This window comes from Blautia sp. CAG:237 (genome assembly GCF_000436615.1).
GTDB lineage: Bacteria > Bacillota > Clostridia > Lachnospirales > Lachnospiraceae > Blautia_A > Blautia_A intestinihominis.
In genome coordinates, this window is record NZ_FR886735.1 from 1 (window position 1) to 18735 (window position 18735).

General features: G+C 46.1%; 14 protein-coding genes. All 14 read left to right on the top strand.

Going from position 1 to position 18735, the window contains the following annotated elements; genetic code table 11:
- Window positions 1-254 precede the first annotated feature (254 nt).
- Window positions 255-737: a transcriptional repressor gene (locus QZL69_RS07240; RefSeq protein ID WP_022214551.1), complete on the top strand. Its 483-nt coding sequence runs from the start codon at window positions 255-257 to the stop codon at window positions 735-737.
- Between the two features lie 236 nt (window positions 738-973).
- Entirely contained in the window at window positions 974-1288 is a 315-nt protein-coding gene (locus QZL69_RS07245; protein ID WP_022214552.1) for a DUF6110 family protein, read from the top strand.
- Window positions 1289-1362: 74 nt separating this feature from the next.
- Window positions 1363-3435: a heavy metal translocating P-type ATPase gene (locus tag QZL69_RS07250; protein ID WP_022214553.1), complete on the top strand. Its 2073-nt coding sequence runs from the start codon at window positions 1363-1365 to the stop codon at window positions 3433-3435.
- Between the two features lie 244 nt (window positions 3436-3679).
- Window positions 3680-4231 (top strand): DUF3793 family protein, encoded by a 552-nt coding sequence (locus tag QZL69_RS07255; RefSeq protein WP_022214554.1) that lies wholly within the window; start codon window positions 3680-3682, stop codon window positions 4229-4231.
- A gap of 24 nt (window positions 4232-4255) precedes the next feature.
- Window positions 4256-4678, top strand: a complete 423-nt coding sequence (locus QZL69_RS07260) for a flavodoxin (RefSeq protein WP_022214555.1) — start codon at window positions 4256-4258, stop codon at window positions 4676-4678.
- Window positions 4679-4705: 27 nt separating this feature from the next.
- Window positions 4706-6001 carry a phosphopyruvate hydratase gene (gene eno, locus QZL69_RS07265; RefSeq protein ID WP_022214556.1) on the top strand — a complete coding sequence of 432 codons (1296 nt, stop codon included), beginning with the start codon at window positions 4706-4708 and terminating at the stop codon, window positions 5999-6001.
- 297 nt (window positions 6002-6298) lie between these two features.
- The gene (locus tag QZL69_RS07270) at window positions 6299-7954 is read left to right on the top strand and encodes an EAL domain-containing response regulator (RefSeq protein WP_022214557.1); all 1656 of its coding nucleotides are present in this window, start codon (window positions 6299-6301) and stop codon (window positions 7952-7954) included.
- 87 nt (window positions 7955-8041) lie between these two features.
- Complete coding sequence (locus QZL69_RS07275; protein WP_022214558.1) at window positions 8042-8725, top strand: response regulator transcription factor; 684 nt, start codon at window positions 8042-8044, stop codon at window positions 8723-8725.
- Window positions 8722-10254 (top strand): sensor histidine kinase, encoded by a 1533-nt coding sequence (locus QZL69_RS07280; protein WP_022214559.1) that lies wholly within the window; start codon window positions 8722-8724, stop codon window positions 10252-10254. The genes QZL69_RS07275 and QZL69_RS07280 overlap by 4 nt, the downstream gene beginning before the upstream one ends.
- Before the next feature lie 100 nt (window positions 10255-10354).
- Complete coding sequence (hisH, locus tag QZL69_RS07285) at window positions 10355-10975, top strand: imidazole glycerol phosphate synthase subunit HisH (protein ID WP_022214560.1); 621 nt, start codon at window positions 10355-10357, stop codon at window positions 10973-10975.
- A 1-nt stretch (window position 10976) separates the two neighbouring features.
- Window positions 10977-11735, top strand: coding sequence for an imidazole glycerol phosphate synthase subunit HisF (hisF, locus tag QZL69_RS07290; RefSeq protein WP_022214561.1), 759 nt, complete (start codon window positions 10977-10979; stop codon window positions 11733-11735).
- 13 nt (window positions 11736-11748) lie between these two features.
- Entirely contained in the window at window positions 11749-12444 is a 696-nt protein-coding gene (gene ung / locus QZL69_RS07295) for a uracil-DNA glycosylase (protein ID WP_022214562.1), read from the top strand.
- Between the two features lie 2 nt (window positions 12445-12446).
- On the top strand, window positions 12447-14063 hold the full coding sequence (locus QZL69_RS07300; RefSeq protein ID WP_022214563.1) for a putative polysaccharide biosynthesis protein: 1617 nt from the start codon (window positions 12447-12449) through the stop codon (window positions 14061-14063).
- 244 nt (window positions 14064-14307) lie between these two features.
- Complete coding sequence (locus QZL69_RS07305) at window positions 14308-18534, top strand: 2-hydroxyacyl-CoA dehydratase (RefSeq protein ID WP_022214564.1); 4227 nt, start codon at window positions 14308-14310, stop codon at window positions 18532-18534.
- Window positions 18535-18735 lie beyond the last annotated feature (201 nt).

An 18735-nucleotide genomic window follows, 5' to 3' on the forward strand; every position in this document is an offset into this window, starting at 1 on the left:
AAAGCCCCCGTCGAAACCAGTACAAGCCCCAAACGTTTGGTGAAGGCTGAGCCTCCTTAGAAATACTGGTAAACAGACGATGCTCTTGTTTTGACTGTTTCTTATTATATGCAATAAAAGTTCCAGTTGTCAAGGGGAAGACAAAATTTCCGACTAAATTTCTTTCTGATAAAAAATAATCTTGACAGAAAAGGTTAGGTGATGTAAACTTTTGATAGTTGAATCGAACTAACTGAACGGACGGGAGTGATAGAATGGAAGCACTGAGAGAGATAATCTTTGAAGACGAAATGGAAACGGAAGTGAATTCCTGCCGTGATCAGCAGTATCAGCGGAGTAATATGCAGAGAAGTGCGATCATGAACAGACTTCGCCAGGCTGGCTGCAGAATTACAAAACAGAGAAAAATCATACTTGATATTATCCTGCAGGAGGAATGCACCTGCTGTAAGGAAATTTATTTTCTGGCATCAAAGAGAGATCCTAACATCGGAATGGCTACGATATACCGCATGATCAATCTCCTGGAAGAGATCGGTGCCCTCAAGAGGAAACGCGCTTACCGCATCTGCAATGAGGAATCCCCGGTACATATCTGCAGTGTCAAGCTGGATGACTACACCAGCATCCGCCTGGACGGTGAGAAACTGCGCCAGGTGATCGAGAAAGGCATGGAATCTTTTGGATATCTGCACGACAGACGGGTACGCAGTGTTTCAATGGAGAGCGGCGAATAACCGCTTTCCATGCACCTTTTCATAGGAAAGTATATAAAAATCCATCAAAAAATCCCTTATATTTTTATACATAAATGAGAAAATTTCTCAGAAGTGCAAGTTAGGCTGGACTTTTATTTGACGCATATTATAATGGTTGTAATGTCAAGGGACGGAACAGAAACCTATCATCCCGATGACAATAAAATACACTACATTAATTAGTAAATAATTTTACAACAGGAGGTATAAGTATAATGATCAAACTTAACACAAAACACAGCGGACTTTTTGCAGCAGGAGTAGTATTCGGAACAGCAGGTATCAAAGTACTTTCCAGCAAGGATGCAAAGAAGCTTTATACCAACTGCACAGCAGCCGTTCTTCGTGCCAAAGACTGCGTTATGAAGACAGTATCCAAGGTTCAGGAAAACGCAGAGGATATCTATGCAGAAGCTAAGCAGATCAACGAAGACCGTGCCGCAGCAGAGGAAGCTTTTGAAGATGCAGCAGAGGAAGAAACTGTAGAAGAGACCACAGAAGAAACTGTAGAGACTGCAGAAGAAGAGTAAGAAATATCAAAAAAGAACACCTGTGGTAATCACTGCAGGTGTTTTTTATTAACAAACATGCGAGGAAAGATTATATGAAATTCAAAATAGAGCATCAGATCAAAGGCAGAGTCAGGATCCATATCTGCCAGAAGAGAATGACCTGCCGCCAGGCAGATCAGCTCGAATATTTTCTCAGCGGCCTGGAAGGCGTAACGGCTGTCAAAGTAGTAGAGCGTAATCAGGATGCGGTCATCTGCTACAATGGAGATAAACTGGCAATTCTGAAAGCGGTACAGAAGTTTTCATACGGTGCTTCCGAGGCTCCGGAGAGCTATCTCCAGAACTCCGGCCGTGAGATGAACAGCGAATACTGGGAAAAAATGGTAAATCATGTTGTGGTTCATTACGGCAAGAAGCTGTTCCTTCCAATGCCGGTCAGAACTGTACTTACCACATTACATTCTATGAAATATATTTGGAAGGGTATCCGCACTCTTGCAAAACGCAAGATCGAAGTATCCGTACTTGATGCAACAGCGATCGGAGTATCCATTTTCCGTGGAGATTTCTCGACAGCATCTTCCGTTATGTTCCTGTTAGGCTTCGGTGAGATCCTTGAGGACTGGACACATAAGAAATCTGTAGACGACCTGGCAAGAAGCATGTCCCTCAATGTAAGCAAAGTATGGCTTGTGACAGAGGGCGGAGAAGTCCTTGTAAATTCTGACCAGATCAAACCTGGCGATGAAGTCAAGATCCATATGGGAACCGTGATCCCATTCGACGGTATCGTTACAGCCGGAGAGGGAATGGTCAACCAGGCATCTCTTACAGGAGAATCCATGCCGGTTGTAAAACGCGAAGCAAGCTATGCATATGCAGGAACTGTTGTTGAGGAAGGTGAGATCACCATCCGTGTCAAAGAAACATCCGGTTCCACCAAGTTTGAGAAGATCGTTACCATGATCGAAGAAACCGAGAAACTTAAATCAGCAGTAGAGAGCAAGGCAGAACATCTTGCAGACAGCCTTGTGCCGTACACACTTGCAGGAACAGGACTTACCTACCTGCTCACCAGAAACGTGACCAAGGCACTGTCTATCCTTATGGTAGACTTCTCCTGCGCTCTGAAACTTGCAATGCCGATCTCCGTGCTTGCAGCGATCCGCGAAGCAAATGCACACAAGATCACAGTCAAGGGCGGCAAATTCCTGGAGGCAGTTGCTGAGGCAGACACCATCGTATTTGATAAGACAGGAACATTGACCAAGGCAAAACCGACGGTAGTAGACGTTGTTTCCTTTAACGGCGAGTCCAAGGATGATCTTCTTCGTCTTGCAGCCTGCATGGAAGAGCATTTCCCACATTCTATGGCAAAAGCAGTCATGGATGCGGCTAAGGACCGCGGCCTGACTCATGAAGAAATGCACTCTAAAGTAGAATATATCGTAGCACACGGAATCTCCACGACTGTAGATGGAAGAAAAGCCATCATCGGAAGCCATCACTTCGTATTCGAAGATGAGAAGTGCACGATCCCGGAGGGCAAAGAAGAAGAATTTGCAAGTCTTCCGCCGGAATACTCTCACCTGTATCTTGGTATCGAGGGTGAGCTGGCAGCTGTTATCTGCATCGAAGATCCGCTGCGTCCGGAGGCACCGGAAGTGATCCGCAAACTGCATGAAGCAGGATTTACACAGATCGTCATGATGACAGGCGACAGCGACCGTACAGCCAAAGCGATCGCAGCCAGAGTCGGTGTAGACAAATATTATTCTGAAGTACTTCCGGAAGACAAGGCAAGATTTATCGAGGAAGCAAGAGAAAGCGGACACAAAGTCCTGATGGTCGGCGATGGGATCAACGATTCACCGGCACTTTCCGCTGCAGATGTCGGAATCGCGATCAGTGATGGTGCAGAACTTGCAAGAGAGATCTCCGATATCACGATCGGCGCAGATGATCTGTCTGTTATGGTCACACTCAAAGAGATCAGCAACGGTCTGATGACCAAGATCCACAAGAACTACAGACGTATCATGGGTATCAACGGAACCCTGATCGCACTCGGTGTGACAGGCGTGATCCAGCCGACAATGTCTGCACTTCTTCACAATACATCCACACTGCTGATCGGTATGGATTCCATGAAATCTGTCCTTTAAAAAATAGCTGAAAAAATAAAAAGTTAAATGCAAAAAACTCTTGACAGCACAGGTGAAATATAGTACTATCATCTCAGTTAGTTAGTTCTAACCAAGAGCGTAATATTTTACGGGTATGGAGACATATCCGTAAAATTTAAAAGCTAAGTTAGTTAAAACTAATCTATTTCCTGCGCGCAAAAGCGAGAATCAGTAAATCCTTTTTCCTTGCAGGAAGCATCATGAGCGAGATGGAGGTAACCAAATGTTAGAATCAGGTATTGTTGCGCATTGCGCTCCGACGCTTGCAGGGATAAAAACGGCAAATATGTTTAACTATCTGCCGGATGATATGGAGGATCTGCCAAGAGAGATACAGGAAGAAAACCGTAAGCTGAATGGAAAAGGGGTTTATGTGGAAATACTGAGAACAGGCGAGAAGAGAGCACTGATCTACGTCTACCGGAAAAACAAGCTGGAAGCTGATCTGAACAGGGAAGGAGCCGAGAACATCCTTCAGACCTGTGGATACGAATGCCGGGGAACGGACTGCTGTCTTCGCAAACTTCAGGACCGCTTTTTTCAGTATGAATGCTTCCCTCATGAGGTGGGACTGTTCCTGGGATATCCTCTGGATGATGTGACAGGATTTATTGAACAGAAGGGAAAAAATTACAAGTGCTGTGGGATCTGGAAGGTTTACGGAGATGAGCAGAAGACCCAGGTGATCTTCCGGAAACTGAAGAAATGTTCAGAAATCTATCAGAAATTATTTGCCGATGGCAGAAGCATCCTTCAGCTCACCGTCGCAGCATGATCAAGAAAGGACAGGTAAAAGAATATGAGTAAAGTAGCAGTTGTATATTGGAGTTCTACAGGAAACACAGAGAGCATGGCAAATGCAGTAGCAGACGGAGCAAAAGAAGCAGGCGCAGAAGTTACTGTATTTGAGACAGCAGACTTTGAGGCAGCAAAAGTAGACGAATTTGATGCAATCGCATTCGGATGCCCGGCTATGGGAGATGAAGTACTGGAAGAAGATGAGTTCGAGCCAATGTTCAGCTCCTGTGAAGAAAAACTCTCCGGCAAAAAGATCGGTCTTTTCGGATCCTACGGATGGGGCGATGGAGACTGGATGCACAACTGGGAAGCTAAATGCAAAGAGGACGGAGCTGTTCTTGTAGCAGACGGTGTGATCTGTCAGGAAGAACCAGACGATGAAGCAGTAGAAAACTGCAAAGCATTAGGAAAAGCACTGGCATAAATCTACAGATCAAGGAGTAAAAAGATCATGAACTATTTGGAAATTGAAAAAGTCATCGGCCGTGAGATCATGGATTCCAGAGGAAATCCGACAGTAGAAGCAGAAGTAACCCTGATCGACGGTACCGTAGGAAGAGGAACAGCACCAAGCGGCGCATCTACAGGTGAATTTGAGGCACTGGAACTCCGCGACGGTGACAAAGCAAGATATCTCGGAAAAGGTGTTTTGAAAGCAGTAGAAAACATCAACACAAAGATCAGCGAAGCGATCGTTGGCCTGGATGCATCTGATATCTATGCAGTAGACAAGGCAATGATCGAGGCAGACGGCACAAAAGACAAATCAAATCTTGGAGCCAATGCGATCCTTGCAGTTTCTATCGCAACAGCAAGAGCAGCTTCCCTTGCACTGGAGATCCCGCTGTATCGTTTGCTTGGAGGAATTTCCGGAAACCGTCTTCCTGTTCCGATGATGAATATCTTAAACGGTGGAGCTCATGCAGCAAATACTGTTGACGTGCAGGAGTTTATGGTCATGCCTGTAGGAGCACCTACATTCCGTGAAGCACTGCGCTGGTGTGCAGAAGTTTTCCATGCACTTGCTGCACTTCTTAAAGCAGAAGGACTTGCTACTTCCGTAGGAGATGAAGGTGGTTTTGCACCGAACCTCGCAAGTGATGAAGAAGCGATCCAGTACATCCTCAAAGCGATCGAAAAAGCAGGATACGAGCCAGGCAAAGATTTCATGCTTGCCATGGACGCAGCTTCCAGCGAATGGAAAGGTGAGAAGAAGGGCGAGTACATCCTTCCGAAAGCAGGCACCAAATTTACTTCTGAAAGTCTGATCCAGCACTGGAAACAGCTTGTAGAGAAATATCCGATCATTTCTATCGAAGATGCCCTGGATGAAGAAGATTGGGAAGGCTGGCAGCTTCTGACCAAAGAACTTGGCGGAAAAGTACAGCTTGTAGGTGACGATTTATTCGTAACCAATACAGAGCGTCTGAAGAAAGGTATTGATCTTGGATGCGGAAACTCTATTCTGATCAAACTCAACCAGATCGGTTCTGTTTCTGAAACTCTTGAAGCGATCAAGATGGCACATAAAGCAGGATATACAGCAATTTCTTCTCATCGTTCCGGTGAGACAGAAGATACAACGATCGCAGATCTTGCAGTTGCACTGAATACCTGCCAGATCAAGACAGGAGCACCAAGCCGTACAGAGCGCGTGGCAAAATACAACCAGCTTCTCCGTATTGAAGAAGAACTTGGAAGTGCTGCTGTATATCCGGGAATGGGAGCTTTTAACGTAAAACGCTGAGCATTCAGAATATAACCTGGATCTTTTGGAAGTTTTTTATAAGAATCAAGAATACTGTCGTGAGAAAATGTTGATTTTTGTGGATACTTTTTCTCTGCGGCAGTATTTTTTTTGTGATAATAGTTACTATTTGTTGGATAATCAGTGGGGAAAGCAACAAAAACGGAAAAATTTGTTGATTTAGGAATTTTCAGATATTGCAATCAAACCATCATTATATTATACTGTACGTATAAAATTGGATAATAATGTATATGAGGTGATTCTATCAGTTACCAATGGGAAGGAATTTATAGAATGAGTAGAACATATCATCAGCGTGCCAGGATTCTGGTAGTAGATAATTCAGAGATCAACAGAGAAATGCTGAACGATATTCTGGGAGAGACTTATGAGATAAGGCTGGCTGGAAGCGGTCGCGAAGCTCTCGAGATTCTTGAGAAGGAACACTGGAATCTGGAACTGGTGCTGCTGAAGCTGGAAATGCCGGATATTGACGGCTATGAGCTTCTGGAGATCATGAGAGAGAAGATGTGGCTGGAGGAATTTGCCGTGATCGCCGTGATCGCGAGCCTGACTGCCGATGTCAAGAGAGCATACAGACTTGGGGTCTGCGACTGTTTCAGACTTCCTTATGTGACAAGCATCTTAAGTCATCGTATCGAGAATGCGATCGTCACACATGAGAAGGAGTACAGAGACTATCTGACGGGAGCCTATAACCGCCGCGGCTTTATTTATATGGTAGAGAAATTCCTGAATCACTGTGAGGACAGATCCAAATACGCGATCGTATTTTTTAATATCAAGAGTTTCAAGGCGACCAATGAACTACTTGGAATCAAGGAAGGCGACCATATCCTGGACAGCCTCTATGATGAGATAGAGCAGTCTTTCCTGAAACCGATCTATGTGGGCAGGATCGAAGCAGACCACTTTGTGAGCTTTGTAGAGCGTGACCGGATTTCCGGAGAGAAGCTGGCAGATTTCTGTGATCAGGTTTTTGATGTCAGCAATAAGAAGATCCGTGTGCACTGCAGATGCGGTATCTTTTATCTTAAGGACGAGCCGATGCCGGTTTCCGGAATGATCGACCGTGCCAAACTTGCGAAGCAGTACATTGTGGATGAATATCTCAAGCCATATGCGGTTTTTGACCATAATATGGATATGGCATATATTGACAATGCAGAGATCACAACAGAATTTGAGGAAGCGATCGCAAACGAAGAACTGGAAGTCTACTATCAGCCGATCGTAGATTCTGTGACAGGCAAGATCATGTCTGCGGAGGCTCTGATCCGCTGGATCCATCCGAAGAAGGGATTTATCTCCCCGGGGATCTTTGTGCCGAAGCTGGAGGAGGATGGTTCCATTTCCAAACTTGACCGTTATGTATTCCAGAAGGTACGTGCCTATATCCGCGGCAGATATGAGAAGGGACTGGAAGTCGTTCCTGTTTCCATGAACCTTTCCTGGATGGATTTTTATGATGAGACACTGATCGAGGAGATCATTGATTTCCTGGAGCATGCGGAATTCCCGTCCAGACTGATCCGTTTTGAGATCACCGAGACTTCTTATGCGGCACTCGAGGAGAATGTCGGCAATGTCCTCAACAAGATCAAGGAAAAGGGAGCCTGGATCCTTCTGGATGATTTTGGAAGCGGTTATTCTTCCTTTAATATGTTGCAGAAATTTTCCTTCGATATTCTCAAGATCGACATGTCCTTTACAAGAGAGATCGAAGCGAACTCAAGAGCAAGGAAACTGATCCCGCTGATCATAGAAGCAGCTCATGCACTGGATGCCAGAACAGTGGCTGAGGGTGCGGAGACCAAAGAGCAGGTAGAGTTCCTTAAGGAACATGGATGTGATTATATTCAGGAATATTATTTCTACCGTCCAATGAAAAAAGACGAATTTTCTGAGAAACTGGACCAGAATTCCTGAAATCGTTCACAAAACAAACATAAATCTCTGATAAGATGATAGCATTGAAATACAACAAAAGAAATTTTTTGATTGGAGGAATCAGAGATGGAAGCCCCGAAAATTCTTGTAGTAGATGATGAAAGCCGTATGAGGAAGCTGGTGAGAGATTTCCTGGAGAAGAAGAATTTCCAGGTACTTGAGGCAGGCGACGGCGAAGAAGCAATGGATATTTTCTACGAGGAAAAGGATATCGCCCTCATCCTTCTGGATGTCATGATGCCAAAGATGGATGGATGGGAAGTGTGCAGGGAGATCCGTAAGAATTCCAAGGTGCCGATCATCATGCTGACAGCGAGAGGTGATGAGAGGGACGAGCTCCTTGGATTTGACCTCGGAGTAGATGAATACATTTCAAAACCATTCAGTCCGAAGATCCTGGTCGCCAGAGTGGAGGCGATCCTTCGAAGGACCGGACAGGACGTAGGAGGCGATGTCCTGTCGGCAGGAGGGATCGTGATCGACAAGGCGGCACATCAGGCATCTGTTGATGGTGAGCCGATGGAACTGAGCTTTAAGGAGTTTGAACTTCTGACTTATTTCCTTGAGAACCAGGGGATCGCTCTTTCCAGAGAGAAGATCTTGAATTCTGTATGGAATTATGATTATTTCGGCGATGCCAGAACGATTGATACGCACGTCAAGAAGCTGAGAAGCAAGATGGGTGCGAAGGGAGAATATATCAAGACTGTCTGGGGAATGGGTTACAAATTTGAGGTGGATGAACAATGAGATTTTTCCACAAAGATTCAGATAAGAAGCGGAAGAACAGGAAGTTCCATCCGCTGCGCCGACAGATAGCAGTCCTGTTTATTGGACTGCTTCTTCTTTCTATGGTCGTGATCACCCTGATCAATGGGTTATTCCTGGAACATTATTATATCAGCCGCAAGACAGAAGTGCTGAAGGAAGCGGTAGAGAAGCTGGAGAACCTTGAGGTTGAGACAGATTCCGATGGAAACAGCAGTGCGGAAGTCTCGGATGAGATGTTCAAGGACTGTTCTGAGAACAACCTTACCTGGGTCATGGTCACAGCAGACGGACAGACGATCTGTTCTGTTGGAAGCAATGAGGATCTTCTGCAGGCCAGACTGGTCGGATATGTATACGATCTTGATCAGAAGAAGAACAAGGAGAAAGTTCTCCAGAAAAATGACAATTATGTGATCCAGCAGGTCAGTGACCGCTTTGCCAGAATGGAATATGTGGAGAGCTGGGGAGAACTGGGGAATGGATGCTATTTCCTGATCCGTACTCCGCTTGAGAGTATCCGGGAGAGTGTCGCGATCTCCAACAGTTTTTATTTCTATGTGGGACTTGGGATTATTGCTCTCAGCGGACTGGTGGTTTGGGTGATCACGAAGCGTATCACAAAGCCGATCAGTGAACTGACACAGCTTTCTACCAAGATGAGTGAACTGGATTTTGATGCGAAATATCATAGCCAGGCGGGCAATGAGATCGATGAGCTTGGAGAGAACTTCAACCGCATGTCTGAACAGCTTGAGAAGACGATCTCCGAACTGAAATCGGCGAACAATCAGCTGCTCAAGGATATTGAGAATAAAGAAAAGATCGACCAGATGCGTCAGGAGTTCCTGAACAACGTCTCTCATGAACTCAAGACCCCGATCGCACTGGTACAGGGATATGCCGAGGGACTGAAGGAAAATATTTCAGATGACCCGGAGAGCAGGGAATTTTACTGCGATGTCATCATGGATGAAGCGGCCAAGATGAATAAGCTGGTTAAGAACCTTCTGACTCTGAACCAGCTGGAATCCGGCAGGGATGAAGTTTCCATGGAGAGATTTGATATCGTAAGTCTGATCCGCGGAGTACTGCAGTCCATGGATATCATGATCCAGCAGAAAGAAGCGAAGGTAAGTTTCGAGGCATCAGAGCCGGTCTATGTCTGGGCAGATGAGTTCAAGATCGAGGAAGTTGTGACGAACTATACCAGCAACGCACTGAATCATCTGAACGGTGAGAAGGAGATCGAGATCCGTGTGATCCCGGAGGATGACCGTGTCAGAGTGACTGTATTTAACACAGGAACACCGATCCCGGAGGAGGATGTTCCGAAACTGTGGAATAAATTTTACAAAGTGGACAAGGCAAGGACCAGAGAATACGGTGGAAGTGGTATCGGGCTTTCTATCGTAAAAGCCATCATGGAAGGCCTGCACCAGCAGTATGGTGTACAGAATTATGACAATGGCGTAGAGTTCTGGTTTACGCTCGACCGCAAAAATGATTAAAAAAGAAGCAGATGTAAAGAAACCACTTTGCATCTGCTTCTTTTTGCGGTATACTTGGACATGATGATCAACATGAATAAAGACAGGATGTGAGATACGAATGATAGGTATTATCGATTACGATGCAGGAAACATCAAAAGTGTGGAGAAAGCACTTGCCTACCTTGGCGAAGAAACCGTTGTATCCCGTGACCCGCAGGTGCTCCTTCGGGCAGACAAAGTGATCCTTCCGGGAGTTGGAAGCTTCGGCGAAGCAATGGAAAACTTACATAAATATGGTTTGGTTCCGGTGATCCAGGACATGATAAAGAAAGGAACCCCGTTTCTTGGGATTTGTCTTGGATTACAGCTTTTATTTGAAAGCAGCGAAGAGACACCGGGTGTAGAAGGACTTGGGATCCTTAAAGGCAAGATCTTGCGTATTCCGCCATCTCCGGGACTCAAGATCCCGCACATGGGATGGAATTCCCTGCACCTTCAGAATAACGGAAGACTGTTTAAGGATATCCCGGAAGATACCCATGTATATTTTGTACATTCCTATTATCTCCAGGCAGAAGATCCGCAGATCGTGAAGGCAGTGACTGAGTACAGCACAACGATCCATGCTTCTGTCGAGAAGGACAATGTATTTGCCTGCCAGTTCCATCCGGAAAAGAGCAGCAAGTACGGACTTAAGATCCTCGAAAACTTTGCGAAACTTGAGAAGGAGGGGAACTGATATGTTTACAAAGAGAATCATTCCCTGTCTGGATGTAAACAACGGACGTGTGGTAAAGGGCGTTAATTTTGTAGATCTCAAAGATGCGGGAGATCCTGTGGAGATCGCCAAAGCTTACGATGCAGCCGGTGCAGATGAGCTTGTTTTTCTGGATATCACAGCATCCTGTGAAGAACGTGACACGGTTGTGGATATGGTGCGTCAGGTTGCGGCAAATGTATTTATTCCGTTTACCGTCGGCGGCGGTATCCGTACGGTAGACGATTTCAAGAAACTTCTCCGTGAGGGTGCAGACAAGATCTCTGTCAATTCCGCAGCGATCGACCGTCCGGAGCTTATCACAGAGGCAGCAGAGAAGTTCGGAAGCCAGTGTGTTGTCGTGGCGATTGATGCCAAACGAAGAGAAGACGGCGGCTGGAACATCTACAAACACGGTGGACGTCTGGATACCGGCATTGATGCCATTGAATGGGCCGAAAAGGTCGAGCGTCTCGGTGCAGGTGAGATCCTTCTTACCAGCATGGACTGTGACGGGACCAAAGCAGGATACGATATTGAACTGACCAGAGCGATCGCAGACGCAGTTTCTATTCCGGTCATTGCATCTGGCGGTGCAGGAACTCTGGAACATTTTTATGATGCACTGACAGAGGGCGGTGCAGATGCCGCGCTGGCAGCATCTTTATTCCATTACAAAGAATTGGAGATCCGTCAGGTGAAGGATTATCTGGCAGAGAGAGGGATTTCCGTTCGAAGATAAGAGGTGATAATACATGGCTCCTTTATCGGGAGAATGGCTGGAAGCATTAAAGGATGAATTCCATCAGCCATATTATGCAAAATTATATAAGACAGTTATGCAGGAGTATCAGACACGGAAGATCTTTCCTCCGGCAGATGATATGTTCAATGCATTTCATTTTACACCGCTGAGCCAGGTGAAGGTCGTGATTCTTGGACAAGACCCGTACCACAATGACGGACAGGCGCACGGACTGTGCTTTTCTGTCAAAAGGGATGTCGAGGTTCCGCCGTCACTGGTGAATATTTATCAGGAATTACACGATGATCTGGGATGCTATATCCCGGACAATGGATATCTGGAAAAATGGGCAAAGCAGGGCGTGCTTATGCTGAACACCGTTTTGACTGTCCGCGCACATCAGGCAAATTCCCACCGTGGGATCGGATGGGAGCAGTTTACCGATGCTGCGATTCGGATCTTGAATGAGCAGGACCGTCCGATCGTTTTCCTTCTCTGGGGACGTCCGGCACAGATGAAGAAATCCATGCTCAACAATCCGAAGCATCTGATCCTGGAGGCACCGCACCCAAGCCCGCTGTCCGCGTACAGGGGATTTTTCGGATGCCATCATTTCAGTAAGACAAATGAATTTCTGGTTCAGAACGGACTGGACCCGATCGACTGGCAGATCGAAAATAAAGCAGAACAGGAAAATAAGGAGTAAAAATGAGTCAGAAGAACAATTTAGTCAAAAACGCGTCCTTTCTGATGATCGCGGCAATGATTTCCAAGGTCATCGGATTATTATATAAGAGCCCGCTTTCTTCTATTGTAGGAAATATGGGCATGGGCTATATCAGCCTTGCACAGAATGCCTACATGATCCTTCTGATGATCGCTTCTTTCAGTATCCCGCAGGCAGTTTCCAAACTGATCTCCGAGAGGATTGCTTTAAAAGATTACAAAAATGCACAGAAGATCTTTCGCGGATCCCTGATCTACGCTGCGATCATAGGCGGGATCGTGGCACTGGTATGCTTGTTTGGGGCGAGATTCATCATCCCGAGCAACCAGCCGAATGCCGTGCTGGCACTCCAGATCCTGTCTCCAACGATCTTCCTTTCCGGAATCCTTGGTGTGTACAGAGGATATTTCCAGGCATACCGAAATATGATGCCGACTTCCATCTCACAGATCCTGGAACAGATCTTTAATGCGGCAGTCAGCCTGATCGCTGCATGGATGTTTATCAAATATTTTGCAGACGGCAGTGATGGAAGTGTCGCAAAATGGGGAGCAGCCGGTTCTACTGTGGGAACGACTGCAGGTGTTGTAACTGCGCTGATCTTTATGCTCCTTGTATACGGAGTCAACCGCAGAGCTATCAAGAGAAGAGTGGCAGGAGATCATTACCATGAAGAGGAAACTTATGGTGAGATTCTGAAACTGATCATCCTGATCGTTTCTCCGATTATCCTGAGTTCTTTTATTTACAATATCAATGGTTATCTCAATGGTGTCCTGTATTCCGAGATCATGGGAAAACATGGCGTGGATTCCGATACGATCAGTATGCTTTATGCAGAATATGCGACTTATTTTATGAGTATCATCAACATCCCGCTGACACTTTCCAGTGCAGCTCCGACATCCATGATACCGGAGGTTTCTGCCCTGTATGCGACGGGTGACATTGACGAGACCAGAAGGAGAGTTGACCAGACAGTCCAGCTTTCTATGTTTATTTCCATTCCGTGTGCAGTCGGACTTGCCGTGCTTGCACAGCCGATCGTGTCTCTGCTTTTTGGCGGAACAAACGGTGTGGCAGGAAAACTCCTGCTGCTTGGATCCTTTACGATTCTTCTGAATGGAATGTCAAACATTTCCAATGGTGTCCTTCAGGGTATCGGCAAGCCGAAGATCCCGATGATGACTGCAGCAGTGGCGCTTTTGGTCGATGTGATCGTGGTCGTATTACTTTTGATGTTTACAGATCTTGGCATTTATGCGCTTCTGGTGGCGATGATCGTCTATGCGGTCGTTGTCTGCGTGATGAATGATTTCTTTATGAAAAAATATCTGGATTATAAGAATCCGTGGAAGGCAGCCTATGTAAGCCCGATCCTTGCATCGGTTGTCATGGGTGTTGTGGCAGGTGCTGTATACTACGGACTGCATGTGATCCTGCCGTCAAACTTTATCTGCCTTGGCGTATCCATCGTTCTGGCAGCGACAGCGTATTTCCTGGCTTATATTCTGGTTGACAAGACTGCTTCCGAGCGCCTTTCCAGAATGCCGGGCGGCGCTTATCTGGTAAGGATCGCAAACAGATTCCACAGATAAAAGGATATGACATAAAATATAATATTCAGGATCAAAAGCATTTTCGGACATGGTTTCGGAGGTGCTTTTTTTCTGCTACTCGGGCAGGAGAGTAACAAATTCTTGAAGTTGGTCATTGTCATTTGTAAAACTTTGTCGTATAATGTTACGGAATTCGATTTGAAAAAACACTTTTTAATAAGAAAGAACACGTTACACATTCATATCTGTATATATACAGTTTTATGACGAGGAGGTCGATTTATTGAATACATACACATTGGGAATTGATATCGGATCTACTACAGTAAAGATTGCGATTCTTGATGAAAACGATCAGCTTCTGTTTGCAGATTACGAACGTCATTTTGCAAACATCCAGGAAACACTGGCTGATCTGTTGGAGAAAGCCCATGCAAAACTTGGAGAGATGACACTCTGCCCGGTGATCACAGGTTCTGGTGGTCTGACACTTGCGAACCATCTGGAAATCCCGTTCGTGCAGGAGGTTATCGCGGTTTCTACTTCTTTGCAGAAGATCGCACCGCAGACAGATGTTGCGATTGAGCTTGGCGGTGAGGATGCCAAGATCATCTATTTTGAGGGTGGAAACATTGAACAGCGAATGAACGGTATCTGTGCCGGAGGTACAGGTTCCTTTATCGACCAGATGGCATCCCTGCTTCAGACAGATGCTACCGGTCTGAATGAATATGCAAAAAATTACAAAGCACTTTATCCGATCGCTGCCCGCTGCGGTGTATTTGCAAAGACGGATATCCAGCCGCTGATCAACGAGGGCGCAACGAAGGAAGACCTGTCTGCATCTATTTTCCAGGCAGTTGTAAACCAGACGATTTCCGGTCTTGCCTGCGGTAAACCGATTCGTGGTCATGTAGCATTCCTTGGCGGTCCTCTGCATTTCCTTTCCGAGCTCAAGACGGCGTTTATCAGAACTCTGAAACTGGATGATGAGCATACGATCGTTCCGGAGAATTCTCATCTTTTTGCTGCGATTGGTTCTGCACTGAATGCGAAGAAAGATGTGACGGTTTCCCTGACAGATCTTAAAGACAGACTGCGTCATTCAATCAAGCTTGACTTCGAAGTAGAGCGTATGGAGCCGTTGTTTGCGACAGAGGAAGATTACGAAGCATTTAACAAACGCCAGTCTTCTTACAAAGTTGCAACAGGCGATCTGGCAAGCTATAAGGGTAACTGCTATCTTGGTATCGATGCCGGATCTACCACGACAAAGACTGCACTGGTAGGAGAGGATGGAAGCCTTCTTTATTCCTTCTACAGTAATAACAACGGAAGCCCGCTCAAGACAGCAATCCGTTCTATCCAGGAAATCTATTCCAAACTTCCGGAAGGCGCAAATATCGCCTATGCATGCTCTACCGGTTATGGTGAGGCTCTTATAAAGGCAGCGCTTCTTCTGGATGAGGGAGAGGTTGAGACTGTATCTCATTACTATGCAGCAGCATTTTTTGATCCGGAAGTAGACTGTATCCTGGACATCGGTGGTCAGGATATGAAGTGTATCAAGATCAAGAACCAGACCGTAGACAGCGTACAGTTAAATGAGGCATGTTCTTCCGGCTGTGGTTCCTTTATCGAGACTTTTGCGAAATCTCTGAACTACAGTGTGCAGGATTTTGCGAAGGCAGCGCTTTTTGCACAGCATCCAATCGACCTTGGAACACGCTGTACCGTATTTATGAACTCCAAGGTAAAACAGGCGCAAAAAGAGGGCGCGGAGGTATCTGATATTTCCGCAGGTCTTGCGTACTCTGTTATCAAGAACGCGCTTTACAAGGTTATCAAGGTTTCTGATGCGACAGAACTTGGCAGGCATATCGTTGTACAGGGTGGTACTTTTTATAATGATGCGGTACTCCGAAGCTTTGAGAAGATCGCAAGCTGTGAAGCGATCCGTCCGGATATCGCAGGTATCATGGGTGCGTTTGGTGCGGCTCTGATCGCGAGAGAGCGTTATGAGACGGGCAAAAAGACAACAATGCTTTCCATTGACAAGATCAATGAGCTGAAATATACAACATCTATGGCAAACTGCCGCGGATGTACCAATAACTGCCGTCTGACCATCAATAAATTTACCGGCGGCCGTCAGTTCATCAGTGGAAACCGCTGTGAGAGAGGTATCGGCAAAGAGAAAAACAAGGATCATGTGCCGAACCTTTATGAATATAAATACAAGAGACTGTTTTCCTATGAGCCGTTAAGCCCGGATCAGGCAATCAGGGGACAGGTGGGTATCCCGCGTGTCCTGAACATGTTTGAGAATTATCCGTTCTGGTATACATTCTTTACCAAACTGAAATATGAAGTGGTGCTTTCGCCGACTTCTACCAGAAAGCTCTACGAGCTTGGCATTGAGTCCATCCCGAGTGAATCAGAGTGTTATCCGGCGAAGCTGGCACATGGTCATGTGAGCTGGCTGATCAAAAAAGGTGTGAAATTTATTTTCTATCCTTGTGTTCCGTATGAACGAAATGAGTTCCCGGATGCAGTCAACCATTATAACTGCCCGATCGTTACTTCTTATGCAGAAAACATCAAGAACAATGTGGATGAGCTCAAAGATCCGAGCATCAAGTTTATGAATCCGTTTATGGCATTTACGACCGAAGCGATCCTGACAGACCGTCTGGTACAGGTATTTAAGGATATTCCGGCAGAGGAAGTAAAGGCAGCAGCTCATGCGGCATGGGAAGAACTTGCCCAGGCACGTAAAGATGTGCAGAAAAAGGGCGAGGAGACTCTTCAGTACCTTAAGGATACCGGACGAAGAGGAATCGTCCTTGCAGGCCGTCCGTATCACATCGACCCTGAAATCCATCATGGTATCCCGGATCTGATCAACAGTTATGGTATTGCGGTATTTACAGAGGATTCTATTTCTCATCTTGCAGAAGTAGAGCGTCCAATCCGTGTCAATGACCAGTGGATGTATCATTCCCGTCTGTATGCGGCAGCAAACTTTGTCAAAAAACAGGATAATCTGGATCTGATCCAGCTCAATTCCTTTGGATGTGGTCTGGATGCGGTTACAACAGATGAGGTTTATGAGATCCTCGATGGCAGCGGCAAGATCTATACCTGCCTGAAGATCGATGAGGTGAATAACCTTGGAGCGGCAAGGATCCGTGTACGTTCCCTGCTGGCAGCACTCCGTGCAAAAGATGCACAGCATAAAGAGCGTGAGATCAAACCGTCTTCTATCGAGAAGGTTGTATTTACCAAGCAGATGCGTAAGGATTATACGATCCTCTGCCCGCAGATGTCACCGTTCCATTTCGGAATCCTGCAGGCTGCATTTAATACCTGTGGATATCATCTGGAAGTCCTTCCGAATGATAATAAGCATGCAGTCGATGTGGGACTGAAATATGTAAATAATGATGCCTGCTATCCGTCTCTGATGGTAGTCGGACAGGTTATGGATGCGCTTCTTTCCGGCAAGTATGACCTGAACAAAACGGCTGTCATCATGTCTCAGACAGGTGGTGGATGCCGTGCGTCCAACTATATCGCATTTATCCGCCGTGCACTCAAGAAGACCGGCATGGAGCAGGTTCCGGTTATTTCCATCAACTTAAGTGGTCTGGAAAGCAATCCGGGATTCAAGCTGACGCTTCCACTGATCAAGCGAGTATGCTATGGTGCAGTGTTTGGAGATATCCTGATGAAATGCGTTTACCGCATGCGTCCGTATGAGGTGGAAGAGGGAATCGTCAACCGTAAGCATAAGATCTGGGAGCAGAGGGTGATCTCCTTCCTGACGGGAAGCAGTGTCAGCCACAGCCAGTTCAAGAAGATGTGCCATGAGATGGTACATGAGTTTGATATGATCCCGATCACCGGTGAGAAGAAGCCGAGAGTTGGTATTGTTGGTGAGATCCTTGTCAAGTTCCTTCCGGCTGCGAACAATCATCTGGCAGAACTTCTGGAAGCAGAAGGTGCCGAGGCAGTCTGCCCGGATCTGATCGACTTTATCAATTATTGTTTCTACAACCAGAACTTCAAATGTGAGTTCCTTGGATTCAAGAAAAATAAAGCAACGATCGCAAACTGGGGAATCAAGGCAATTGAATGGCTGCGTAAACCTATGAATGAAGCTCTGGCACAGAGCCGCCATTTTACTCCGTCTGCCGATATTGCAGATCTGGCAAAGATGGCAGAACCGATCGTTTCTCCTGGAAACCAGACCGGTGAAGGATGGTTCCTGACCGGCGAGATGATGGAACTGATCCATGGCGGTGTACCGAACATCGTATGTATCCAGCCGTTTGCATGTCTGCCGAACCATATTGTGGGTAAAGGTGTTATCAAGGAGATCCGGAGGGAGCATCCGGAGGCTAATATTGTGGCAATTGATTATGATCCGGGTGCGAGTGAAGTTAACCAGCTGAATCGTATAAAATTGATGCTTTCTACGGCTGTTAAAAATTTGAATAAAAATTAGTTTTTGGAAAAAAGAAAACCCTTAGGGGGAGCATCTCAGAGTCTGCGAAGGCCGAAGCTCCCCCTAAGAACCCCCTCCTTGGCCACGCGGTTTTGGCGTGGGGACGGGCGTGCGCGTGTCGCGCGCGTCGCCCTGGGTGTTGGTTTGAATAAAGTTAATAAAAAATGGGAGAGCACGCAGCCTATGGCTGCGATGGTCTCT